General features: G+C 53.0%; 16 protein-coding genes and 1 tRNA gene. 11 read left to right on the top strand and 6 right to left on the bottom strand.

Annotation, left to right across the window (positions count from 1 at the left end; all coding sequences use genetic code 11):
- Positions 1-114: 114 nt before the first annotated feature.
- On the bottom strand, positions 115-870 hold the full coding sequence (locus HGH92_RS22295) for a DJ-1/PfpI family protein (protein WP_168872951.1): 756 nt from the start codon (positions 868-870) through the stop codon (positions 115-117).
- A 68-nt stretch (positions 871-938) separates the two neighbouring features.
- Positions 939-1,868 carry a GlxA family transcriptional regulator gene (locus HGH92_RS22290; protein ID WP_168872950.1) on the bottom strand — a complete coding sequence of 310 codons (930 nt, stop codon included), beginning with the start codon at positions 1,866-1,868 and terminating at the stop codon, positions 939-941.
- A 45-nt stretch (positions 1,869-1,913) separates the two neighbouring features.
- On the opposite strand from HGH92_RS22290, the gene HGH92_RS22285 reads away from it, so the two are divergent.
- Positions 1,914-2,306 (top strand): contact-dependent growth inhibition system immunity protein, encoded by a 393-nt coding sequence (locus HGH92_RS22285; protein ID WP_168872949.1) that lies wholly within the window; start codon positions 1,914-1,916, stop codon positions 2,304-2,306.
- Positions 2,307-2,329: 23 nt separating this feature from the next.
- On the opposite strand, the gene dinB is transcribed toward HGH92_RS22285, so the two are convergent.
- Positions 2,330-3,532 carry a DNA polymerase IV gene (dinB, locus tag HGH92_RS22280; RefSeq protein ID WP_247654997.1) on the bottom strand — a complete coding sequence of 401 codons (1,203 nt, stop codon included), beginning with the start codon at positions 3,530-3,532 and terminating at the stop codon, positions 2,330-2,332.
- Complete coding sequence (locus HGH92_RS22275; RefSeq protein WP_211092688.1) at positions 3,532-4,464, bottom strand: alpha/beta fold hydrolase; 933 nt, start codon at positions 4,462-4,464, stop codon at positions 3,532-3,534. Before HGH92_RS22275 ends, dinB begins: the two co-directional genes overlap by 1 nt.
- 120 nt (positions 4,465-4,584) lie before the next feature.
- On the opposite strand from HGH92_RS22275, the gene HGH92_RS22270 reads away from it, so the two are divergent.
- Complete coding sequence (locus HGH92_RS22270) at positions 4,585-5,487, top strand: helix-turn-helix domain-containing protein (protein WP_168872948.1); 903 nt, start codon at positions 4,585-4,587, stop codon at positions 5,485-5,487.
- 100 nt (positions 5,488-5,587) lie between these two features.
- Positions 5,588-6,577, top strand: coding sequence for an aldo/keto reductase (locus tag HGH92_RS22265; RefSeq protein ID WP_168872947.1), 990 nt, complete (start codon positions 5,588-5,590; stop codon positions 6,575-6,577).
- A gap of 53 nt (positions 6,578-6,630) precedes the next feature.
- On the opposite strand, the gene HGH92_RS22260 is transcribed toward HGH92_RS22265, so the two are convergent.
- Positions 6,631-9,786 carry a glycoside hydrolase family 2 TIM barrel-domain containing protein gene (locus HGH92_RS22260; protein WP_168872946.1) on the bottom strand — a complete coding sequence of 1,052 codons (3,156 nt, stop codon included), beginning with the start codon at positions 9,784-9,786 and terminating at the stop codon, positions 6,631-6,633.
- A 171-nt stretch (positions 9,787-9,957) separates the two neighbouring features.
- Here HGH92_RS22260 and HGH92_RS22255 point away from each other — a divergent pair, with 171 nt between their 5' ends.
- The 5 genes from HGH92_RS22255 (at position 9,958) to HGH92_RS22235 (ending at position 17,525) form a co-directional block, all read left to right on the top strand.
- Positions 9,958-10,845 carry an AraC family transcriptional regulator gene (locus tag HGH92_RS22255; protein ID WP_168872945.1) on the top strand — a complete coding sequence of 296 codons (888 nt, stop codon included), beginning with the start codon at positions 9,958-9,960 and terminating at the stop codon, positions 10,843-10,845.
- 84 nt (positions 10,846-10,929) lie between these two features.
- The gene (locus HGH92_RS22250) at positions 10,930-13,650 is read left to right on the top strand and encodes a DUF1553 domain-containing protein (RefSeq protein WP_168872944.1); all 2,721 of its coding nucleotides are present in this window, start codon (positions 10,930-10,932) and stop codon (positions 13,648-13,650) included.
- Positions 13,651-13,658: 8 nt separating this feature from the next.
- A complete protein-coding gene (locus HGH92_RS22245; RefSeq protein ID WP_168872943.1) occupies positions 13,659-15,149 on the top strand; it encodes a DUF1501 domain-containing protein in 1,491 nt (496 codons plus the stop codon).
- A 16-nt stretch (positions 15,150-15,165) separates the two neighbouring features.
- Positions 15,166-16,080: a twin-arginine translocation signal domain-containing protein gene (locus HGH92_RS22240; protein ID WP_168872942.1), complete on the top strand. Its 915-nt coding sequence runs from the start codon at positions 15,166-15,168 to the stop codon at positions 16,078-16,080.
- The gene (locus HGH92_RS22235; RefSeq protein ID WP_168872941.1) at positions 16,080-17,525 is read left to right on the top strand and encodes a c-type cytochrome domain-containing protein; all 1,446 of its coding nucleotides are present in this window, start codon (positions 16,080-16,082) and stop codon (positions 17,523-17,525) included. The genes HGH92_RS22240 and HGH92_RS22235 overlap by 1 nt, the downstream gene beginning before the upstream one ends.
- On the opposite strand, the gene HGH92_RS22230 is transcribed toward HGH92_RS22235, so the two are convergent.
- The gene (locus tag HGH92_RS22230) at positions 17,522-18,139 is read right to left on the bottom strand and encodes an HPP family protein (RefSeq protein ID WP_168872940.1); all 618 of its coding nucleotides are present in this window, start codon (positions 18,137-18,139) and stop codon (positions 17,522-17,524) included. The genes HGH92_RS22235 and HGH92_RS22230 overlap by 4 nt on opposite strands.
- 232 nt (positions 18,140-18,371) lie before the next feature.
- On the opposite strand from HGH92_RS22230, the gene HGH92_RS22225 reads away from it, so the two are divergent.
- The 3 genes from HGH92_RS22225 to HGH92_RS22215 all read left to right on the top strand — a co-directional run bounded on the left by HGH92_RS22225 (position 18,372) and on the right by HGH92_RS22215 (position 22,076).
- A tRNA-OTHER gene (locus HGH92_RS22225) sits at positions 18,372-18,490 on the top strand.
- A gap of 80 nt (positions 18,491-18,570) precedes the next feature.
- Positions 18,571-20,799 carry a hypothetical protein gene (locus HGH92_RS22220; RefSeq protein ID WP_168872939.1) on the top strand — a complete coding sequence of 743 codons (2,229 nt, stop codon included), beginning with the start codon at positions 18,571-18,573 and terminating at the stop codon, positions 20,797-20,799.
- 116 nt (positions 20,800-20,915) lie between these two features.
- Complete coding sequence (locus HGH92_RS22215) at positions 20,916-22,076, top strand: BamA/TamA family outer membrane protein (protein WP_168872938.1); 1,161 nt, start codon at positions 20,916-20,918, stop codon at positions 22,074-22,076.
- The last annotated feature ends 48 nt before the right edge of the window (positions 22,077-22,124 follow it).

Raw genomic sequence — 22,124 nt, 5'->3', positions numbered from 1 at the left:
ACTTCCTGTTGGAAGGTTATTTAAGTAACCTTGCTGTATAGAAGCCCTAAATTCGTAATTCGTAATTCGTAATTCGTAATTCGTAATTCGTAATTCGTAATTCGTAATTCGTAATTATTTTTTGACTACCAGTCCCTGGTTGGGCACGTACTTATCATATTCCATCACACGGGCTACGCGAAGCGCTTCTTCCTCTCCTTTCAGTTTGGCTACAATGTGCAGTGCGCCGTCTATTCCGGCGGAGATGCCGGCAGTAGTGATGATGCGGCCATTGTCCACATAGCGGACGTTGTCCAGCACCTTGGTACGGGGCAGTTTTTTCCGTAAGTTATCAATCTGGCCGTGATAGGTGGTAGCCGTTTGATTGTCCAGCAGGCCTGCATTACCGAGAATGAAAGCGCCGGTGCATACGGTGAAATAGCGGTCCGTGTTTTTGTCGCGGGATTTTATCCATGCGATCACTTCAGGATCTTCCGCGGTGGGGCCGGCATTACCGCCAAAGACCGCGAGCATATCGGCCGGCGGCGCATCTGCGAGGCTGTAGTCCGGCAGTACTTTGAGTACTCCCTGGGCGATGACCGGTTTCTTTTCCTTTGCTACGGTAAAAACCTGGAAGCCTGCATCTGTAAATACTTCCAGCGGACCGGCAAAGTCGAGGATCTCGATGTCGTCGTACAGGAGGAAACAAACGCTCATGCGTTTCTCCGCGGTGTCTTTTTTCATAAGTTTCATACCACAATGCGGACATTTTCCGGGCTTATGAAAGATGATGGTGTCGCAGGGACCGCAGGGAGGACAGACATATTTTGCCTGGTCCTGCGCAAAAAGCAGGCATGGCGCCAGCAGGAGCATTAACAGCAGCTGTTTCATGAAATCAAGAATTTATATCGCAAAGCTAGGAAGCAGGCAGTATCAAATCGGGACAACGAGGCAACAGATCAGGCCAGTTCGACGGATTTTTCAGGCCGGACCAGTCGCCGGAGTTGGTTGGGACTTTTGAAACCGCACTCTTTGGCCACCCAGGCCATCTTTTGGCCGGATTTTAACAAAAGTATGGCTTTTTCCTTCCGCAGTTTCTGGATATAGTCGCCGATAGTAGTGCCAGTGGCGGATTTGAACAGACGGGTCAGGTTACGGGGACTGATAAACACCTGCTCTGCCAGTTCCCCGATCGTCAGTTTTTGGTGGAGATGGGAGATAATATAGTCCTGTACCGCATGTACCTGGTGATTTATATGCTGTCTGTTTTGCAGAAAGATACTATCTTGCGGGGAGGAACCATCACGACGCATGGGCACAACCAGTACTTTTGCCAACAGACTGGCAAATGCTATTCCATGACGTTCTTCAATGAGAGCCAGCGCCATATCAATACCGGTAGCGATACCGGCACTAGTGTAGATACGGCCGCTTTTAACAAACAATCTGTTTTCCACCACCTTCAGGCGCGGAAATTGCTGTTGTAAGGAAGTTGTTTGAGCCCAGTGGGTAGTACATTGCTGCCCGTCAAGCAAACCGGCAGCGGCCAATGCGAAGGCCGCAGTACAAACAGAGCAGATGGTAGCCCCGCTGGCGGCAGCAGCCTGTAACCAGGGAACCCACAAGGCGTCGTCCGCACGGTCCCACCGCCGCAGGTCCATTCCGGCAACGATCAGGATATCTTCCTTTGTCACTGTCACGGAAGTGGGCGGATCAACTGAAGCGAAGCCTAAACCGGAAGAAGTACCAGGTTGTGGATAAGGAGAAACATATCGCAGTTCATAGGACTGGCCGCAGCAGATGGCCTCCACAAATACGGTCACCGCGCCCGCCAGGTCCAGCAGATGCACCCCGTCGAAAAGAAAAAATATGACACGATTGGGTATCATCTGACGAAATTAGTATATTATTGACAAAAAGTTACGAGAGGTAATATGAACAGGAAAGATGTCTGGAGATACAAATCTCTGGAACAATTAGAAAACAAACGTTGGGAACCCGCCACAGAAGATTCCGTACTCACGAAAAGGTGCATCGCCCTCAGCAAAGTGCCCGTCATTAAGTTAACAGCCAGCGACCTAAGGGTATTGATAGGTCAAGCCTTTAATCCAAATTATCTGGTACCCCTGGCCATCGAAAAACTGAAGGACGATCTGTTGGTGGAAGCAGACCTGTACCCGGGCGATCTGTTAAAAAATGTGCTGGACGTTCCCCCGCCGTTCTGGGAAGAACATCAGGAGCTGCATCATGACATGAAACAGATGATCCAGTCACGCGCAGTAGAAGTAGCATCTGAGATTGATTTACCCGGTTATTGGCAAGCGTAAGCCGGTAGTTCTACAGGACAAGATCATCCCTCAAAATCGAAAAGTGATAACTGTGGATTAACAGGCTTATCCGAAACAGGACCCGCTTCTCCGAAATTAGACAACGTTATACCCAACAAACGTATCTGCTTATCTTCCGGCCCGGTAGCTGCCAACAATTGTTTGGCCGTGTGCAATATTGTGTCCAGGTCTCCTACCGGATAAGGGAAGGACTGATTGCGGGTGATCTGCCTAAAATCGCTGTACTTGATTTTCAGTGTAACGGTACGCCCTTTCAGACTGTAGCGCTCCAACCTGCAGTAAACGGTGCGGGCTATTTTTTCCAGCTCTGCATGCATGTCTTCCACGACCGTCAGGTCGTGGGGAAAGGTATCTTCTGCGCCCAATGATTTGGTTTCGCGGTGCGGTTGCACCGCCCGGTGGTCTATTCCCCGCACTATCTGATAGTAAAAAGTGCCCACCTTGCCGAAATACTGCTTTAGCTCCTGTTCCGACAACTTCTTCAGATCACCACCGGTAAAAAGCCCCATCCGCTTCATTTTATCGGCAGTCACCTTGCCCACGCCATGGAACTTTTCTACGGGCAACTGCTCCATAAATGCTTCAATTGCCGACGGGCCGATGAACGTGAAGCCGTCCGGCTTATTGAGGTCAGAAGCGATCTTCGCCACAAATTTATTCACCGAAATACCGGCGGAAGCCGTCAGCTGCAGCTCTTCCCGGATAGCCATTTTGATCTGCCGCGCAATGTCAATGGCGGAACCTATGTTCAATTTATCTTCCGTCACGTCCAGGTAAGCTTCATCCAATGACAACGGTTCTATCAGATCGGTATAACGTGCAAAAATTTCCCGTATCCTGCGGGACACTTCCTTGTAAGCATCAAAACGGGGACGAACAAAAATAAGCTGCGGATATAACTGCAACGCCCTTCTGGACGACATGGCCGACCGGATGCCATATTTCCGCGCCTCATAACTGGCGGTGGCCACCACGCCCCTCCCCTCCGGAGACCCGCCCACCGCGATCGCTTTGCCACGGTATTGCGGGTTGTCACGCTGCTCCACCGACGCATAAAATGCGTCCATATCGATGTGAATAATCTTACGTTGTATGTTATTTTCGGTCTGTTCCATTTGTTCTTCCGCAGGCACCGTAAAGATACGACAAAACAGGCTGCTGAACCGTTTCAGCAGCCTGTTATTCAGCCGTGTTTTCCGTATCATTAAAACATAGGAGGGGCCGCGTTCAGATCGCTGTCCAGGAAGTCTTTCACCATCGGTATCCACCAGTCTGCATGGATCATCATACCGATATGCGTAGTGCCCGGCAGGATGGCCAACCTGGACTGTGGCAGCCCGTGAATATCTCCCATTTTCCCGCCGCCTTTGGCTTTGATCAGGTCCAGCGCATGCTCATACCGCACGCCGTCTGCGTCACCAATGGCCATAAATATGGGCGCTTTGATATTTTTCACTTCTTTGGTCCAGTCGTACTTTACCGCGTCTATACTCAACACCTTTTTGATGTACGCTGGAAACTGCGCCGAATCATTGCCGTAGCTGAGATAGGCTTTTTCTATCGGAGAGCCTTTGAACATATCTGCGTTCATAGTAGCGAAGCTGGCCTCCACATCGGGCCACCAGCCATCATGCGCATAGGTGCCCGACAAAATCACCAGCCTGCGCAACTGCTCCGGATGGCGTATGGCAAACTGAAAAGCAATACCGCCGCCCATACTGTACCCGGCCGCGTCCGCGCTGTCTACCTTCAGGTGCTTCAGCAGACCGGACACATCATCCGCCATTGCCTCATAGCTGAATTTGCGCGGGATATCCTTTGTACGGCCGTGCCCCTGCATTTCAGCCACAATTATTTTCCGGTCTTTAGCCAGCACAGGAATAATGTGCGCCCAGTTCATGGGAATATTCATAAAGGAACCGTGCAACAGCACCAGTGGTTTGCCGCTGCCGTAAACTTCATAATACATCTTCAGTCCGTTTACATCCGCATAACCGCTCTCTGTCGGTTTGATGCTGTCTTTGGCAACAGTGTCTTTGGGCATGTTGCTGGTGGTGGTTTGCTTGTCTTTCGGTGATTGCCGGCAGGCCACGAACATTATAGTTACAAACGAGAAAAAGATGATCAGGTGCTTCATACGATGTTGTTTTGTGATGGTACAAATGTCTGCAACATCCGGTTGCAATGTGCTGTATGTATGCGACTTTCTACCGGGTCAAATGCGACCTGTGTCATTTGAAATGTGTAATTTTAAGGGATGGTCAAAATAGAAACACTGGAAATTTTTTACAGGGATAAAATCGGACGGACGCCTGAAAACCTCCGCCGCGGGGCAGGACATTTTGATATATTCAAGACCGATTACACCACCGGCCAACCTCTGCCCCAGCCCGCTGCCTACCGGCGACGGGACTTCTATAAGATCAGCCTTTCCCGCGGTAAAAGTGAAGTACAGTTTGCCGACAAAACAATTCAGATCAAAAAACAGGCGCTCCTTTTCCTGAATCCGCAGATACCCTGCAGCGGGGACCAGTCACAGGTGAACAACAGTTTTTGTATCGTCTTCAACCAGCATTTTTTTCACCGTTATGGTAACCTGTATGAATACCCTGTTTACCAGCCGGGCGGCACACCCGTCTTCGAGCTGACAGATGAGCAGGTGCATCAGGTGGAAAACATTTTTCAGCGCATGCTGGAAGAGAAAGCCTCTGACTATGTGTACAAATACGATGTATTGAGAAACCTTACGCTGGAATTAATTCACTTTGCGCTGAAAACGCAGCTCAGTGCAGCCACACAGGCCAAACCGCCACACAATGCGGCAGAAAGGATTGCCACGCTTTTTACCACGCTGCTGGAACAACATTACGCGATTGACGATACCACACAACAGGTATCTCTTCGCTCTGCTGCCGATTTTGCCCGGCATATGAATATCCATGTCAACCACCTCAACCGGGCGCTGAAAGCAGTGACCGGTCATACCACTTCCCACCTTATCGCCGCCCGTTGCCTCAGCGAAGCTAAATCGCTGCTGCAACAAAGCAACTGGAGCGTGGCTGAAATAGCCTATGCACTGGGTTTCCTGGAACCCGCGCATTTTAACGCCTTCTTCAAAAAACAAACGGGTATCTCCCCTCAGAAATTCAGGAATGTTTGAATTTTAAAACAGATGGTTTGAATTTCGCTTTTCCCCGGCCCGCCGGCAAATGACCTTTGCTTATCGATCAGCCATTGTGCCATTAAAAAATCGAACAAGCATGAAAACAAGAAAATTAAGGGACCTCGAAGTATCGGCCATCGGTTACGGATGCATGGGGCTAAGCATGGGGTATGGCGCCGCACCGGACAAAGCAGAAGCCTTGCGTCTGCTCCGTTATGCCTACGACCTCGGCTATACGCTTTTTGACACCGCAGAAAGATACGCCATGGGCGCCAATGAAGCCCTGGTCGGCGAAGCATTGCAGGACGTGCGGAACAACGTTGCGCTGGCCACCAAATTTATGATAGAGAAAAGCGATATCGGCCATTATTCAAAAGAAAATCTGTTCCGCCATATTAAAGGAAAACTGGAGCAGTCGCTTGGCAGGCTGCGCACCGATCATGTGGAGCTGTATTACCAGCACCGTGTCAACAAAGACATACCGGTAGAAGATATCGCCTGGGTAATGGGAGAACTGATACAGGAAGGTAAAATACGCGGCTGGGGCCAGTCTCAGGCCACAGCGGAAGAGATCAGAAGAGCGCACGCTGTTACGCCACTCACCGCTGTGCAAAGTGAATACTCTATTATGGAGCGGCAATTTGAAGCCGACGTGATCCCTGTCTGCGAAGCGCTGAACATTGGCTTTGTTCCGTTCTCCCCTTTGGCCAACGGTTTTCTCTCCGGCAAAATCAGTGCTGACACCACTTTCAAAGGTATCGATGCCCGGAGGGTGATCACCCGTTTCGACAAAGACAACATCAAAGCTAACCAGCCATTGCTGGACCTGCTGCATCATTTTGCCAGGGAAAAAAACGCTACGCCGGCACAGATTTCACTGGCCTGGATGCTGCATAAAAAAGATTTCGTGGTACCAGTCCCTGGATCACGCAACCGGGAAAGGATATACGAAAATTTTGGCGCCGCGGCGGTAACGCTCTCCCGTGATGAGTTTGCCGCCATTGAAACAGCCCTGTCGACAATAAAAATTCACGGTAACCGTACTGATGAAGACCTTGCCCGGCTACGGACATTGACAGCCGAATGATCAAAAAAAAATGCGCCACTATAAAAGTGGCGCATTTTTTTATAAGGAGATGATCACATAACTGGTTTTATCCAGAAGCTATATTCCTGGTTGCGGAAAGGTATCCGGTATTGTTCCAGCGGCCATGCGCCCCAGCTGTCGATGCCCTGTACGCCGGACTGCTGAAGGTCAATGTGCATGTAGATTTCAGGCCTTGCCACCAGTTCACCGGAATGGTATTGTTTTTTGTCTGCTTCCGGATCGAGGTCGTTCAGGCTGTAAGGCAACGCTGAGAAATTGAGCAGGCTGTCAGCGTATTCAAAGCGGAGGCCTTTGCCTTTTTTGTTGGTCATGGCCACCCAGCGTACATCTGATTTGTTACCGCTTTCCTGTGGCCTTGCATACGGGAAATATTGCTGATCAACAGACTGATGATAAATGCCGACGAAAGAAGCTGTTTTCCGGTCCCAATAATTTTCCCATGGGCCGCGGCCGTAGAAATCGATCTGGTTAAACTGTTGTTGCAGCTGCAGATCGTTGCCCAGGCGCATGAGCAGCGCGTGTTTGCCTTTTACCGCAGCGAAGCCGTTGGTCACTTTCAGGCTGCCATTGCCGTATACAGCGATGGTTTGCGTCACTACTGCATCCCCGTCAACGATTTCTTTTTTCAGTACTACTTCGTAGCCGTTGGCGGTTTTGTTGACCGCAGCTTCCAGCAGTTTACCGTCAGCATAGGCGTTGCGCCATTTGCGCAGGGAGTGGTTAAAACCTGCGCCGATGTCATTGTCGGTAGGCGCACGCCAGAAAGCAGGCTGCAGGCTGCCTTTCAGCAGTTCTTCTCCTTTCAGTTCGTATTTCTCAAGGGCGCCTTGTTGCAGGTTGAAGCTCACGGAGAAGCCGTTGCCTTTGATCACCGCGTGGCCCGCCTCCTGTTGCAGTGTCAGCTGTCCCGGTTGGATGGCCGCAGGCGCTACTGCCTCACCTTTGCCCCAGGCAAATTGTTCTGCGGCTATTTCAAAACCGGCAGGCAGGAAAGGCTCCTGTTGCTTCAGGACATAACGCACATTGAGGAAATATTCTTTTCCTGCACGCACAGTGCTTTTCACTGGCAGGTGGATGGCCGCTGTTTGTTGCGGGGCCACAGACAAGGCTTTTACGGCGCCTTTTTCGATGATCTTTCCATCTTCCAGCAGTTCCCAGTTGAGCTGGTAGTTGGCCAGGTCCCTGAAGAAATAGCCGTTGCGAACGGTTACCGTATTGTTGCCATCATAGCTGCTTTTGATATGCTGGTATACTTTCTTCACTTCTATCGCCATGGGGGTGAGCCCGCGATGGGCGGTCACCACGCCTTTCACGCAGAAATTATTATCGCTGAAAGTCTCGTTCACCGGGCCGCTCAGCGGGAAGTCGCCGCCATAGGCGAGTATCCGTTTACCATTCTTCACAGTGTCTATGCCCTGATCTATCCATTCCCAGATAAAGCCGCCCTGGAGGAAAGGATGGTTCTCGATAGCGGTCCAGTATTCCTGGAAGTTACCGAGACTGTTGCCCATGATGTGGGCATATTCGCTCATGATCATCGGGCGGTCAGGATTGCGGCCGGAATATTTCACGAGCCAGTCCGGGTCGGGATATTGCGGCACGATGATATCGGTATTATAATCCATTTCAGCGCGTTCATACTGTACGGGGCGGGTATCGTGCGCTTTCAGCCAGTCGTAGGCTTCATAGAAGTTGGTACCGTTGCCTGCTTCGTTGCCCAGTGACCACGTCACTACGCTGGGATGGTTTTTATCGCGTTCGTACATACGCAGTACTCTTTCGAGATGCGGCGTGCGCCACTGTTTGTCGTTGGCCAGCGTATAGGCGAGATCGTAGTAGCGGCCATGTGATTCGATGTTGGCTTCGTCGATCACGTACAGGCCGTATTCATCGCAAAGTTCCATCCAGTAAGGGTCCGGAGGGTAGTGCGAATGACGTACGGCATTCACATTGAGCTGTTTCATCATCTCCATGTCTTTGCGCATGTCTTCGCGGGTGAGCGTGTGGCCTTGTGTGGCGTTGTGCTCGTGACGGTTCACCCCTTTGAGGAACACCCGTTTTCCGTTGACCAGGAAATTGCGGTCTTTCAGCTCGATGCTGCGGAAACCGATGCGTTGCGGCACTACTTCCAGCACGTCACCGGCTTTGTTTTTCAGTGTCAGGTAAAGCGTGTAGAGATATGGTTTTTCGGCCGACCAGCTTTGTACGCCAGGCACTTCCTGATGAAACTGTATATTGGTTTTATAGTTGCCCAGCACGGGTTTCAGTCCACTGTTTTCTTCTTTCAGCACTGTTTTGCCGGTGGCGTCCACCAGTTCCATGGCCACTGCGAAAGTGTCCGGTTTACTGTGGTTTGTTTTTTTGTCTATCCTGTAGTTGCTGACTTCCAGGTTGATGTCCAACACGCCGTTGGCATAAGATTTATCCAGTGACGCGGCGATTTTAAAATCGCGCATGTCCAGTTTGGGCGTAGCATAGAGGAATACTTCGCGTTCGATACCGGAAATACGCCACATGTCCTGGCACTCCAGGTAAGAGCCGTCGCTCCAGCGGTACACCTGTAATGCGACTACGTTCTGCCCGGGTTTCACGAAACGGGTGATGTCAAATTCGGCGGCCAGTTTGCTGTCTTCGCTATAGCCTACTTTCTCTCCGTTGATCCAGATAAAAAAGGCAGACTTAACGGCGCCGAGATGAATAAATACCTGTTTACCGTCCCAGTCCTTCGGCAGGTCAAATTTTTTCCGGTAAGATCCTACCGGGTTGTTGTCTTCCGGAATATCGTAAGGTGGTTTTAAAGCGGCGCCCATTTTAGCGCGGCCGGTAAACTCATACGGATGGTTGACATAAATGGGCAGGCCATACCCGTTTACTTCCCAGTTGGCGGGCACTTTGAAATTGTCCCATCCGCTGTCGTTAAAATCCGTTTTGTAAAAATCGACTGGACGTTTACGCGGGTCCTGTACCCAGTTGAATTTCCAGGTACCGTTGAGCGACAGGAAATTGCCTGATTTGGTTTTATCACGCTGGCCGGCCAGTGCCTTGTTTTCAAAGGCAAAGGCGGAAGCCCGCATGGGCAGGCGGTTTACGGACACTACTTCCGGCGTTTGTAATTCCGATGGAAGCTGTTGCGCCCACCCTGCCGTGGCGGCAGCGGTAAGCGCCAGGGTAAGTAATCTTTTTTTCATTGTTCTGTGCTACGATGATAATAAGCGTATAAAGTACGTGTAATTATATTTAAAAACGTAAACAAATACACGAACGGGAAAGGAGATAATGCAGATGGCGACCGATTTACCGAACAACCTTTCTTTCCCTGATGGATTTTCTTACTTTTATTGGAAAGAAATCCCGCTTACATGATCAGAAAAGGAGAAGGCTTCAAAGGTCAGCGCGCTATCGTCATCCCCCGCAATATTTTGCAGGAGAAATGCGCCGCCGACCCGGTGATGCAGACGATGTACATCACGGACATCGGCTATTATCCCAAAGCGAAGTTCCACTACCGTAAACGCCCCAACGGCGCGCCGGAGCATATCCTGATCTACTGTACCGAAGGCCGTGGCACTATCCGGACCAATAAAAAAGACCATCCCATCAAGGCGGGCGACTGTTTCATCATCCCGAAGGGCTGGCCCCACGCCTACCAGGCGCATGAATCGGACCCGTGGACCATCTACTGGGCACACTTTGCCGGCCAGACCGCTGATGCGATCGTGCATACCGCCATGCAACAGCCTGGCAGCCACCAGACATATCTGCCACATGCGCAGGAGCGACTGGCGTTGTTTGATAATATCTATCAACAACTGGAAAGGGGTTACCGCACGGAGAACCTGGTGTATGCCAGCATGAGCTTCTGGGCTTTCCTCGCTTCGTGTATTTATCCCAGCGCCTATCTCCCGGGGAAAACAAAGGCAGGGCAGGATACTATCGATAACGCCATCGACTATATGAACCAGCACCTGGACCGTATGCTGACGCTGGAACAGATGGCGCGGTCCATCAACCTGTCCATCTCTCATTTCTCTACTTTGTTTAAAAGCAATACCGGGTATTCACCGATCGAATATTTTAATCACCTGAAAGTACAGAAAGCCTGTCAGTACCTGCATTTCACCCATCTGCGGGTAAAAGAGATCGCGTCGCTGCTGGGCATGGAAGACCCCTATTATTTCTCCCGGCTGTTTACCAAAGTAATGGGTATTTCACCAGCGCAGTACCGCACCAAAAAACAGGAACCGTAAAATAATCCATCAAATTCCGCAGATCCTCTATCCGCTTAGTACCGGCAGACGATTACTTTTACAGTGGTTCAATGAAAAAAACACATGCGCTCTACATCCACGTTCAGGGCAGCTCTGCTGCTGTCCGTTGTTGCCGGTATGGTGGTGACAGCCTGCCATTCACGCAAGCGCACTGACTTCAGCGCGGAAGTCAAGCCTATACTCAACAAACACTGTATCAGCTGCCATGGCGGCGTTAAACAAAGCGGCGGCTTCAGCGTCCTTTTCCGGGAAGAAGCCCTTGGCAACACCAAATCCGGCAAACCCGCCATCATCCCCGGTCACCCGGAGAAAAGCGAATTTATCCGCCGCCTGACCTGTAAAGATCCTAAAGAACGGATGCCACAGAAAGGCGAGCCGCTCACCGCTGCAGAAGTGGAAGTCCTCACCCGCTGGGTCAAAGAAGGCGCCGAATGGGGCGAACACTGGGCTTATGTTCCCCTGAAACCCGTTCCGGTGCCGGATATCAACGTCGAGAACGGAAATGATATCGACCGGTTTATTATAGAAAAACTCAAACACGAAGGACTGAAACCCTCCAAACAGGCAGACCCGATGACGCTGCTGCGCCGCGTCAGTCTCGACCTGACCGGCTTACCCCCCACGCCCGCCATGGCGGCGGCCTTCCAGTCAGACCACAGTCCCGCTGTCTATCAACGTATCGTCGACTCCCTGCTGCAGTCGCCGCATTATGGCGAACGCTGGGCCTCCATGTGGCTGGACCTGGCCCGCTATTCCGACACCAAAGGTTATGAAAGAGATGCCAGCAGGAATATCTGGCGCTATCGTGACTGGGTCATCGACGCGTTTAACCAGGACATGCCGTACGACAGCTTCACCATCGCGCAACTGGCCGGTGACCTGCTCCCGCATCCAACCAACAGCCAGCTGATAGCGACAGCTTTCAACCGCAATACCATGACCAACGACGAAGGTGGCACACAGGACGAAGAGTTCCGCACCGCCGCCGTCATGGACCGGGTGAGCACCACCATGGACGTATGGCAGGGCGTCACCATCGGCTGCGTGCAATGCCACAGCCATCCCTACGACCCATTCCGGTTTGAAGATTATTACAAGCTGCTCGCCTTCATGAACAATACCCGTGATGAAGATACCCACATGGAACACCCGAAGCTGCGCCTGTACGACAGTATTGGCCTCGCAGAGGTGAACCGTATCAGCCAATGGGTGCAACAACACGGCAACACCGCACAGGTGGCCGATGTACAGCAGTTCATGAAAGTACTGGAGCCTAAAGTACATGCGCACGACTGCGACAACTACGTGAACGGCGCTTTGTATGATACCAAATACCTGGGCGTGCGCCACAACGGCAGCTGCCGCCTTCCCGCACAGGCTACCGGCGGTAAAACACAGCTGCTGATGAACTACTGGACCGGCAACAAAGGCGGCACGCTGGAATGCCGGCTGGACAGCCTCAACGGCCCGGTGTATTTCACGCAGGCACTGGCACCCACCAACGACCGCCGGGTGATTTCCATCCCGCTAAAACCCACTACCGGCAGACATGACCTGTACCTGAAGTTCCGCAACGCTTCACTGAAGCCTAACGACCCGGTATGTATGGTAGAATGGTTCGCCTTCCGTGACGACCTGCCAGGTAAAGGGCAACCCGGCTATGACTCCATCAACAACCAGCTCCTGGCACTGGTGAACACGCAACCACAGGACATCCCGGTGATGATAGAAAACCCACCGGCCATGCAGCGCACCACCCGTATTTTTGAACGGGGCAACTGGCTCGTGTTAGGCAAGGCCGTCACCCCGGACGTACCGCACTCCCTGAATCCTTTCCCTGCCAAAGCCCCGCGCAACCGCCTCGGGCTGGCCGAATGGATCACCGATCCCGGCAATCCGCTCACAGCGAGGGTGATGGTCAACCGTCTATGGGAACAAATATTCGGCACCGGTATCGTGGAAACCGTGGAAGACTTTGGCACACAGGGCTTCCTGCCTTCCCATCCCGCATTGCTGGACTGGCTCTCTTACCAGTATATTCATCAATACCGCTGGAGCACCAAGAAACTATTGCGCGAAATCGTATTATCAGCCGCTTATCAACAGGACGCCGCCACTACTCCTGAATTACAGGAGAAAGACCCTGCCAACCGCCTGCTGGCCAGAGGCCCGCATTTCAGGCTCACCGCCGAAGAAGTGAGAGACCAGGCGCTGGCCGTGAGCGGGCTGCTGAACCGTAATATGCACGGTCCCGCTATCATGCCATACCAGCCGGAAGGCATCTGGCAAAGCGTGTGGAGCGGAGAATACTGGAACCAGGCAAAGGACGGCAACCAATACCGCCGCGCTATCTACGTGTTCCAGAAACGTACCAGTCCATACCCGTCCATGATCACGTTCGACGGTTCCAGCCGCGAAGTATGCCTGCAACGGCGTATCCGGACCAACACGCCCCTGCAGGCGCTGGTGACGCTCAATGACCCCGTGTATGTGGAAACCGCCCGCGCGCTTGCACAAAATATGCAGCGCAACAGCAACAACGACGCCCCTACGGGTATCCGTTGGGGTTACCAGGCAGCAGTATGCCGGCAGCTGACCGATAAAAAACTGGCGGTGCTGCAAAGGCTGTACAACCAGGCATTGCAGCAGTATAAAAAATCCCCTTCCGATGCAAAAGCATTGCTGCAATGCAAGGACGCGCCGCCACAGCTGGCCGAACTGGCCGCGCTGACAGTAGTGGCCAACGCTATTATGAACCTCGATGAATTTCTGATCAAATCATAACTAACGATATGTCAAGTTTGCACGATAAACTACTTCGGGAAGCCAATGAAGAAACATTGCGCTTCGTCACCCGCCGGCATTTTCTGCTGGACTGCGTGACCGGTCTTGGCGCGGCAGCACTGGGCTCTTTCCTGACCAGCTGCGGCAGCAGTTCCGTCAAACAACCGGATTTCAGTGCCGACCCTATGGCGCCCCGTGCCCCGCATTTTCCCGGCAGGGCAAAAAGCGTGATCTACCTGCATATGGCCGGCGCACCTTCACAGCTGGAACTGTTCGACTATAAACCAGACCTGCAAAAGCTGCATAACCAGCTCTGTCCGCAGTCCCTGCTGGAAGGAAAAAAATTCGCTTTCATCCGCGGCGTTCCTAAAATGCTGGGGCCTCAGGCCGTATTTGCGCAACATGGCGAATCACGGGCATGGGTATCCGACCATCTGCCGCATTTCGCCACCATGGCTGATGAAGTGAGCTTTCTCAAAGCCGTGCAGACGGACCAGTTCAACCACGGCCCTGCGCAGTTGCTGATGCAGACCGGCAGCGCCAGGCTCGGCAGGCCCAGTATCGGTTCCTGGGTGACCTATGGCCTCGGCACGGAAAACAGCAACCTTCCCGGATTTGTGGTGCTCACCTCCGGCGGTAAAACGCCCGATGCCGGCAAAAGCGTGTGGGGCAGCGGTTTCCTGCCATCTGTGTACCAGGGCGTGCAATGCCGCACCAAAGGCGATCCCGTGCTGTTCCTCACAGACCCTGAAGGCATGGACCGCAACCTTCGCAAGCAGTCCATCGAAGCCATCAACGATATCAACCGGCAGGAATATGAAAGTTTCGGCGACCCCGAAACAGTGGCCCGCATTGCACAGTACGAGCTGGCCTACAAAATGCAGATCTCTGTTCCCGATGTCATGGACATCAACAAAGAGCCGGCATATATTCATGAGATGTACGGCACGCAGCCCGGCAAAGAGTCCTTCGCCAACAACTGCCTGCTGGCCCGCAAACTGGTAGAGAAAGGCGTACGTTTCGTACAACTGTACGACTGGGGCTGGGACAGCCACGGTACCGACGAGAACCTGGCCATTGATTACGGGTTCCGTAACAAATGCCGCGAGATAGACCGCCCTATCACCGCACTGCTGAAAGACCTTAAACAACGCGGCCTGCTCGACGAAACGCTGGTAGTATGGGGCGGTGAATTTGGCCGTACGCCCATGCAGGAAAACCGTGACGGCAAAGACACCCCTTACCTGGGCCGCGACCACCACGTAGAAGCCTTTACCATGTGGATGGCCGGCGCCGGCATTAAAAAAGGATTTACCTGGGGAGAAACAGATGAAATAGGTTACGCCGCCGTCAAAGGCAAAGTGGCCATCAACGATATACACGCCACTATCCTGCAACAGCTGGGATTCGACCATGAGAAGCTGACCTATCAGTTCCAGGGCCGCCCCTTCAGGCTGACTGACGTAGGCGGGCATGTGATCACACCGATTCTGGGTTAATATTTAAAATCAACCAATGCATACCAGCAGAAGAAATTTCCTCCGGCAGTCTGCCGTTATGAGCGGCGCACTGGCCCTCTCCTCCCTTCCCTCTTTTGCAGCCCGGCCGGCCAATGGCTACCGGTTGACCGTCATGGCCACCAACTGGGGATATCCCGGCAGCATCGGTGATTTCTGTCGGGATGCCAAAGACGCTGGTTACGACGGCATCGAGCTATGGTGGCCGCAGGACAAAGCAGCGCAACAGGCGCTGTTCGCCGCCCTCGATCAATACAAACTGCAGGTAGGCTACCTCGCCGGTGGTCACGACAGCGACTATACGAAACATGCCAATCAGTTTGAAGCTAATCTCTCTGCCGCCACCAGCACCGGTCCACGGCCGCTATACATCAACACACAATCCGGCAAAGACTATTTCACCTTCGAGCAGAACGCCGCCCTCATTGATATCAGCACGCGTATCACGCAGCGCAACGGCGTTCCCATCTACCACGAAACACACCGCTCCCGTATGTTGTTTGCTGCGCATATAGCGCGTCAGTTCATTGAGAAGAAGCCCGACCTGCGCCTGACGCTCGATATCTCCCATTGGTGCAACGTGCATGAGTCGCTGTTGGAAGACCAGGCCGAAACGGTGAGCAAAGCACTGGAACGCGCAGGACATATACACGCGCGTATCGGTCACCCCGAAGGACCGCAGGTCAATGATCCCCGGGCACCTGAATGGGGGAAAGCCGTGCAGGCGCATTTCAACTGGTGGGACCAGATAGTGCGCCGCCACCAGGAAGCAGGCAAGCCGCTTACCATACTGACCGAGTTTGGCCCGGCCGATTATATGCCCACGCTGCCCTATACGCGGCAGCCGCTTGGCAATCAGTGGGACATTAACGTATTTATGATGCATCAACTCAAACAGCGCTACGGGAAGTAATGAAGATATTAGCCGCAACCGGAAACTGGAATCTATTCATTGGCAGGATTCATCCGCTGATCGTACACCTGCCGATAGGTATCCTGATCATCGCTTTTATACTGGCGTTGCTGTCACGCAGCAGCAAGCGCGCCGGCCTGCGGGCCGCGCTGCCGTTGTTACTGTTGACAGCCGCCCTCTCGGCCGTCGCCAGCTGCGTGGCAGGTTACCTGCTATCGCTCGACGGCGGTTACGACGAACAGTTGTTGAACACTCACCTGTGGCTGGGTATAGGCGTAGCCGTTAGCAGCACCCTGCTGTACCTGCTGTGCATTGTCCCTGCCGGCAAACGGCTGGTACGGTTACAGCTGCCGCTGCTGGCAGTGGTGCTGGTACTGGTGTCCGCCGCAGGCCACTATGGAGGGTCGCTCACGCATGGAGACGACTATCTTGTGCAGGCTATGCCGCCCGCTTTACAGGCTTTCAGCGGCAAACCGAAAACAGCTGATAACGCGCCTGCCTATACGAACGTAGCCGATGCACGGATATACGAAGACCTGGTGGCGCCCGTACTTTCCTCCCGTTGCTACGGCTGTCACAATGCGCAGAAACTAAAAGGAGGGCTGCGCCTGGAAACGCTGGCGCTGATCCGCCAGGGCGGAGAACACGGACCGGTAATAAAAGACAGTATGCCAGAAGAAAGTGAACTGTTCAAAAGACTGGTGCTGTCAGACAACGACGAGCACCGGATGCCGCCTAAAGGCAAGCCCCAGCTGGCCCCCCGCGAGGTAGAGCTTCTTTATTGGTGGATAGCGCAGGGCGCGCCCACCGGTAAAACGGTAAAAGAACTGAAGCCCAACCCACGTATACAGCTGGTGCTGGAAGCCATGACGCCGGGCAAATCACTGGACCATAATGAGTTTGTGCCGGACGCAGCGCCGTCTGCGCCGGATAAAAAGAGTGTGGCGGCCCTGGAGGCCAAAGGCGTGAAAGTGTTGCCGGTAGCTGCCAACAGTCCTTTTGTTTCCGTTACTTGTATCAACGCGACGGGCTTCAGCGACGCAGACATGACGTTGTTGCACCCGTTGCGGTCACAGCTGGTGTGGCTGGACCTGTCCGGCACCCGTATCACCGATGCGGCGTTGCCAGCTATCGGTCAGCTGACCGCCCTCACGCGGCTGGAGCTGAAACACACGGCTGTCAAAGGTTCCGCGGCCACGCCGCTGGCAGGCTGCCAGGAGCTGCGGTTCCTGAACCTGAGCGGCACCGCCTGTACGCCCGCTTTCCTGAACACACTGGGGAAGAATAAAAAACTACAGCAGCTGTATTTATACCAGGCTAACGCCGACGCCAACACGTTGCGGCTGCTGCAGCAGCAACTGCCCAAACTGCGTATCGATACCGGCGGTTACCGGCTGGAGCAGCTGGCATCAGATACCATCATCTATAAAAAGAAAACTGTTTAAAACCATTTACCCTTGTCAGGGTATTGCCGGATGTTGGTCATATTGTTGACGATCACCGCTATCAGCAGCAGTATGGCCACTCCGGAAGCCACCGGCGACAACACGTACCAGAAGCCCAGCTTGCGGATGGCCGGTGAACCGGCGATCGCGAGCAATGCCGTAGCCCCTCCCGGCGGATGCACCGTTTTTGTCACCTGCATCACCACCAGCGATACCGCCACAGCCAATGCGCAGGCCAGCCACTCCCATTCCGGCCATGGTACCAGGTACCGGACCGTTACGCCCACCAGGGCGCTTAACAGATGCCCTCCAACCAGGTTGCGCGGCTGTGCCAGCGGACTTTGGGTATGACCGTATATTAATACCGCCGATGCGCCGAAAGACCCTATCAGAAACAGGTTGTCCTTCACCGGGAGATAAAAATGACTGAGCAACCCAACGCAGGCAATACCGGCAAAAGCGCCGATAAACGACCAATAAATATTTTTCTTATCGATCAGCGTCTCCCGGTACATAACGTAGCGGGCTACCCGTATACCACGGCGTAGTCTGATGAATTTTGTTTTTTGATGATGTTCGCGGTGTGCGGCTTTCCTTTCTTGTACAGATAACATTTTACTACTGTCAGCTTGCCCCTCGGGACTTTTTTTCCGCCGCAAAGATATGTCATCTCCCGTCAAATCCCCTATCAGCAAGAAAAACACTCTCTCTTTTTATTTTTTTTCAGAAAAAAAATATCTGCGCAAAAAGACTGCGCACATGGTCTTGCATCTTTGTATCATCGAAGCGGTCAAGTAAAAGTTACTTCATCATTTGGGATTTACTTTCACCATTACCACTTCAACTAAAGCTGTCGTCTAAATTGGCAAGACACCGGTATAGGAGTTTCGGAATTACCAAAAGGGTCAACCGGGGCTTACTTCCTGAGGGAACCGGGAATGTTGGTTCGAATCCAGCCTGCTTTTCTATCAAGGTCAATTGTCGCTTACTACGTTTTTCTACAAAAAACCAGCGGCAAAATTATCTGATTATAAATGTTAAAACGATGAACAAGATTCTAAAAGTAGCTTTACGTCAACAGGCCATTTACATTCCTTCAACAGCGCTGAACGGCGCGACAGGAATGAATCCTGATACCGCTTTACTGGTGGCCAATATGGCCAAACTGGGATTCGGGGTGTCAGAGCCGTTGCTACGCGCATTGGAACAGACCGACGCTGCCTGCCAAGCGCAGATCCTGGACCAGCTCCGGAACGTAATGGGTGTAAAGCTGAACTGGGCGCCGCTGGTAAAAAACTGGCATGTGCCTACGGGAGAATCTTACGCCGATCATATCATCACCTACTTCACCAACTTATTAGGGCTTACCGGTGGAACAAGACTGGCCTGTGGCCACCTGATACCGCCTCATACCTTTCCGCTGGAGCGTTACAACGGCTGCCCATTCTGCGGTACCCCCCTGGAAACCGCTGCTATAGAACATTACGGACAGCATAAAAAACTGCGTGTACTCGAACTGTGGACACTGGCAGATGCGGAACAGTACCTGGAGAACCTGCTGGCGTCCCGTACCGCGCTGGATGCCACTCAGCAGAGCAGTCTGCGTCGTTTGCTGGCGGAACTGCCTTTGCCGGCAGGAAAAATCGCGATGCGGGAAACAGCGATCACGGTTATTGATATCCTGTTGGAACAGGGCCGTGCTGAAAAAGCGCAGGCATTGTTTACCACGCCTACGGATATACTCCGTTACCTGTGGTTTAAACATACCGGGTTCCTGCAACTGGTAGCGCCCAAAACCATTATCGCGCGGACAAAGCGCAACGGGGCTGAACGCCGCGCCACCCAAAAAAACGAGACCAGCAAAGCTGCCATCGCCGCTTCGCTGAAACTGAAATACCGCCGCGAAGATGCACAGATCGTCGCCCGCTGGATCAATGGTCTGTCTATGGACGCCGCAAAGATCTGCGCCGATATGCATCCTAAACGCCAGATGTGGGTGCGTTTCATCCGTGCCTTACGCCTGGCTGAATACAGCAAACGTGCGGGTTTTGAGCACCTGCGTACCATCATGGACAAATTTTACCGTGGTGACTACGAAGTGTGGCAGGGACGGCTGGACCAGTTCCGTCTGCGTCATGATGCCTCCAGCACTTTTTACCTGTTGCAACAGCGCCCGGGATTATTTGCCCGTTCCCTGTTTGCCAACATGCTGTGGTTTGGCCCAGAAGCCACTATCGATGCGTTTTCCAAGGTCGCCGATAAGGTGCCTGCCCGGCTGTTGTTCACCCTGCAGATGTATGCCGGTTATTATTTCGACCCTTATACTACCCGCGTGGTGAAACCATTGGGAGGTACGGCCAAGCAGCTGCCGGCCAATAAAATGCTGACCATCTACACTGCCGAAGAATTGGACGGGATGCAGCAGGCCGTGGCCAATCTGTGCCTGGAAGCCACCCGTAAACGTTTTGCGGCTATCCCTGCCAACGGACGTACCATGTACATCGATCCTGCGTTGTATAAAATACCGCTCGCCATCGGTGACCGTAGCGAACAGATACAGGACCTGCCCGCAGCCCTGATGGGAACCCGTTTCCCGCTGGAAGGCAACAGTATCCGCCTGTTCATGCAATGGGGCAAAGGGCTGCCAGCCCAGCACCTGGATATGGACCTGAGCTGCCAGATCAGCTATGACCATAAACCGGACTACTGTTCCTTCAGTCGCCTGCAAACCACCGGATGCCTGCATAGCGGCGATATCCGCTCTATCCCTAACAATGTAGGGACCGCAGAATATATAGAACTGAACGTGGACCAACTGGCCGCCGCCGGCGCCCGTTACGTGTCCTTCACCTGTAACGCCTACTCCTCCGGAAGCCTGGTGCCTGAAATGGTAGTAGGATGGATGGATAGCCGCCATAAAATGAAGATATCCGAAAAAACAGGCGTAGCCTACGATCCTTCCTGTGTGCAACACCAGGTGCGTATCACCCGCGGACTGGCCAAAGGCCTGGTCTTCGGAGTACTCGATGTAGCCGCCCGTAACATCATCTGGCTGGAAATGCCTTATGAAGGCCAGGTAGTGCAGCAGCTAAACAATAACAACATCACCGGCCTGCTGAAAAAGCTGGACCAGAAAATGACCATCGGGCAACTGCTGGAGATAAAAGCCGCCGCACAACAACTGCAACTGGCCGACACCGCCGACGCCGATGAGATATACACCGCCAAATGGGCGATGGACACCGCCGCCGTGACACAATTATTCGTTGATTAAAACGTCCCAGGGCTAAAGCCCTGGGCTACGTTTTGTTTTTCAGGTCCTTTTATGGTCATAGACTCTTCACACCCGCCCCCCTTCATTTCGCGAATTATCGTTATTTTCGGGCGGTCATGGTTTTGATAAAAAAACTGCTACTCCCCATATTGCTCTGTTGTAGTGTAACGGTAACCGCCCGCCAGGCCCCATCTTCCGGCAACAGTACAGACACAACGGCCCCCCGGGGCTTGTATCAGCGTGTGCTTCATTATCTGGCGCATACCAACGATGAGCGCAAACACAAAAATCTGGACCTCAGTTTCATCGGTGGCCCTGTCTACACACCGGAGACCAGCGCCGGCATTGCGGTGATGCTGGCCGCACAGTACCGGACAGACCGGACAGACAGCCTGTTGCCGGTTTCCAATGTGGCCGTATATGGTTCTGTGGCGCTGACCGGCTTTTACGGCATCGGTATTAACAGTACCACCATTTTCCCGAAAGACCGTTTCAGGCTGATGATAAAAGCGTCTTTCAGCTCACGCCCCGATAAATACTGGGGCATCGGTTATGATGCCGGTTCCGCCAAAGACGATTATACCGACTATCTGCTGCTCACGGAAAAATTACAGGCCGATCTGGCGATAAACCTCAGCAACCGGTTTTATGCCGGCATCAGCGCCCATATACAGAACGGACAGGCGAAAGACATTGATACCGCCGGCGGTAAACCGCTGATGCAGCCGACGCGCGTTTTCGGTATGGGAGCAGGCCCTTTCATCGTTTACGATACCCGTGACTTCATTCCCAATCCGGCCCGCGGTATCTATGCGCGGATAGGCTACCGCTTCTATCCTACTTTCCTCGGCAATAACACCAGCTTCACCAAACTGGAACTACAATTCGACTGGTACAAACAACTCTGGAAAGGCGGCATCCTGGCCATGGACTTCTATGCAGAAGAACACAGCGGCGATGTGCCCTGGAACATGCTGGCACAGGCCGGCGGCTCCAACAGGCTACGCGGCTACTATGAAGGCCGGTACCGCGACCGCAATTATGTCTCCGGGCAGGTAGAACTACGGCAACACGTATACCGCCGCAGCAGCGCCGTAATATGGGTTGGCGGCGGCAACATATTCCCCCGCTTCGATGCCCTTTCTTTTCAGCAAACACTCCTCAGCTATGGCATCGGCTATCGCTGGGAATTCAAAAACCGCGTCAACATACGGCTGGACTACGGCCGCGGACAAGACCAGTCCGGCTTCTACTTCGGCATCAATGAAGTTTTCTGATGCTATCTGACACGGCTATACGTTTTTTTTATTCCATCAATTTTACCG

It is taken from the genome of Chitinophaga varians, assembly GCF_012641275.1.
GTDB lineage: Bacteria > Bacteroidota > Bacteroidia > Chitinophagales > Chitinophagaceae > Chitinophaga > Chitinophaga varians_A.
Note: the sequence above shows the minus strand (reverse complement) of the source record. Positions and strands in the feature narration are given on the sequence as shown.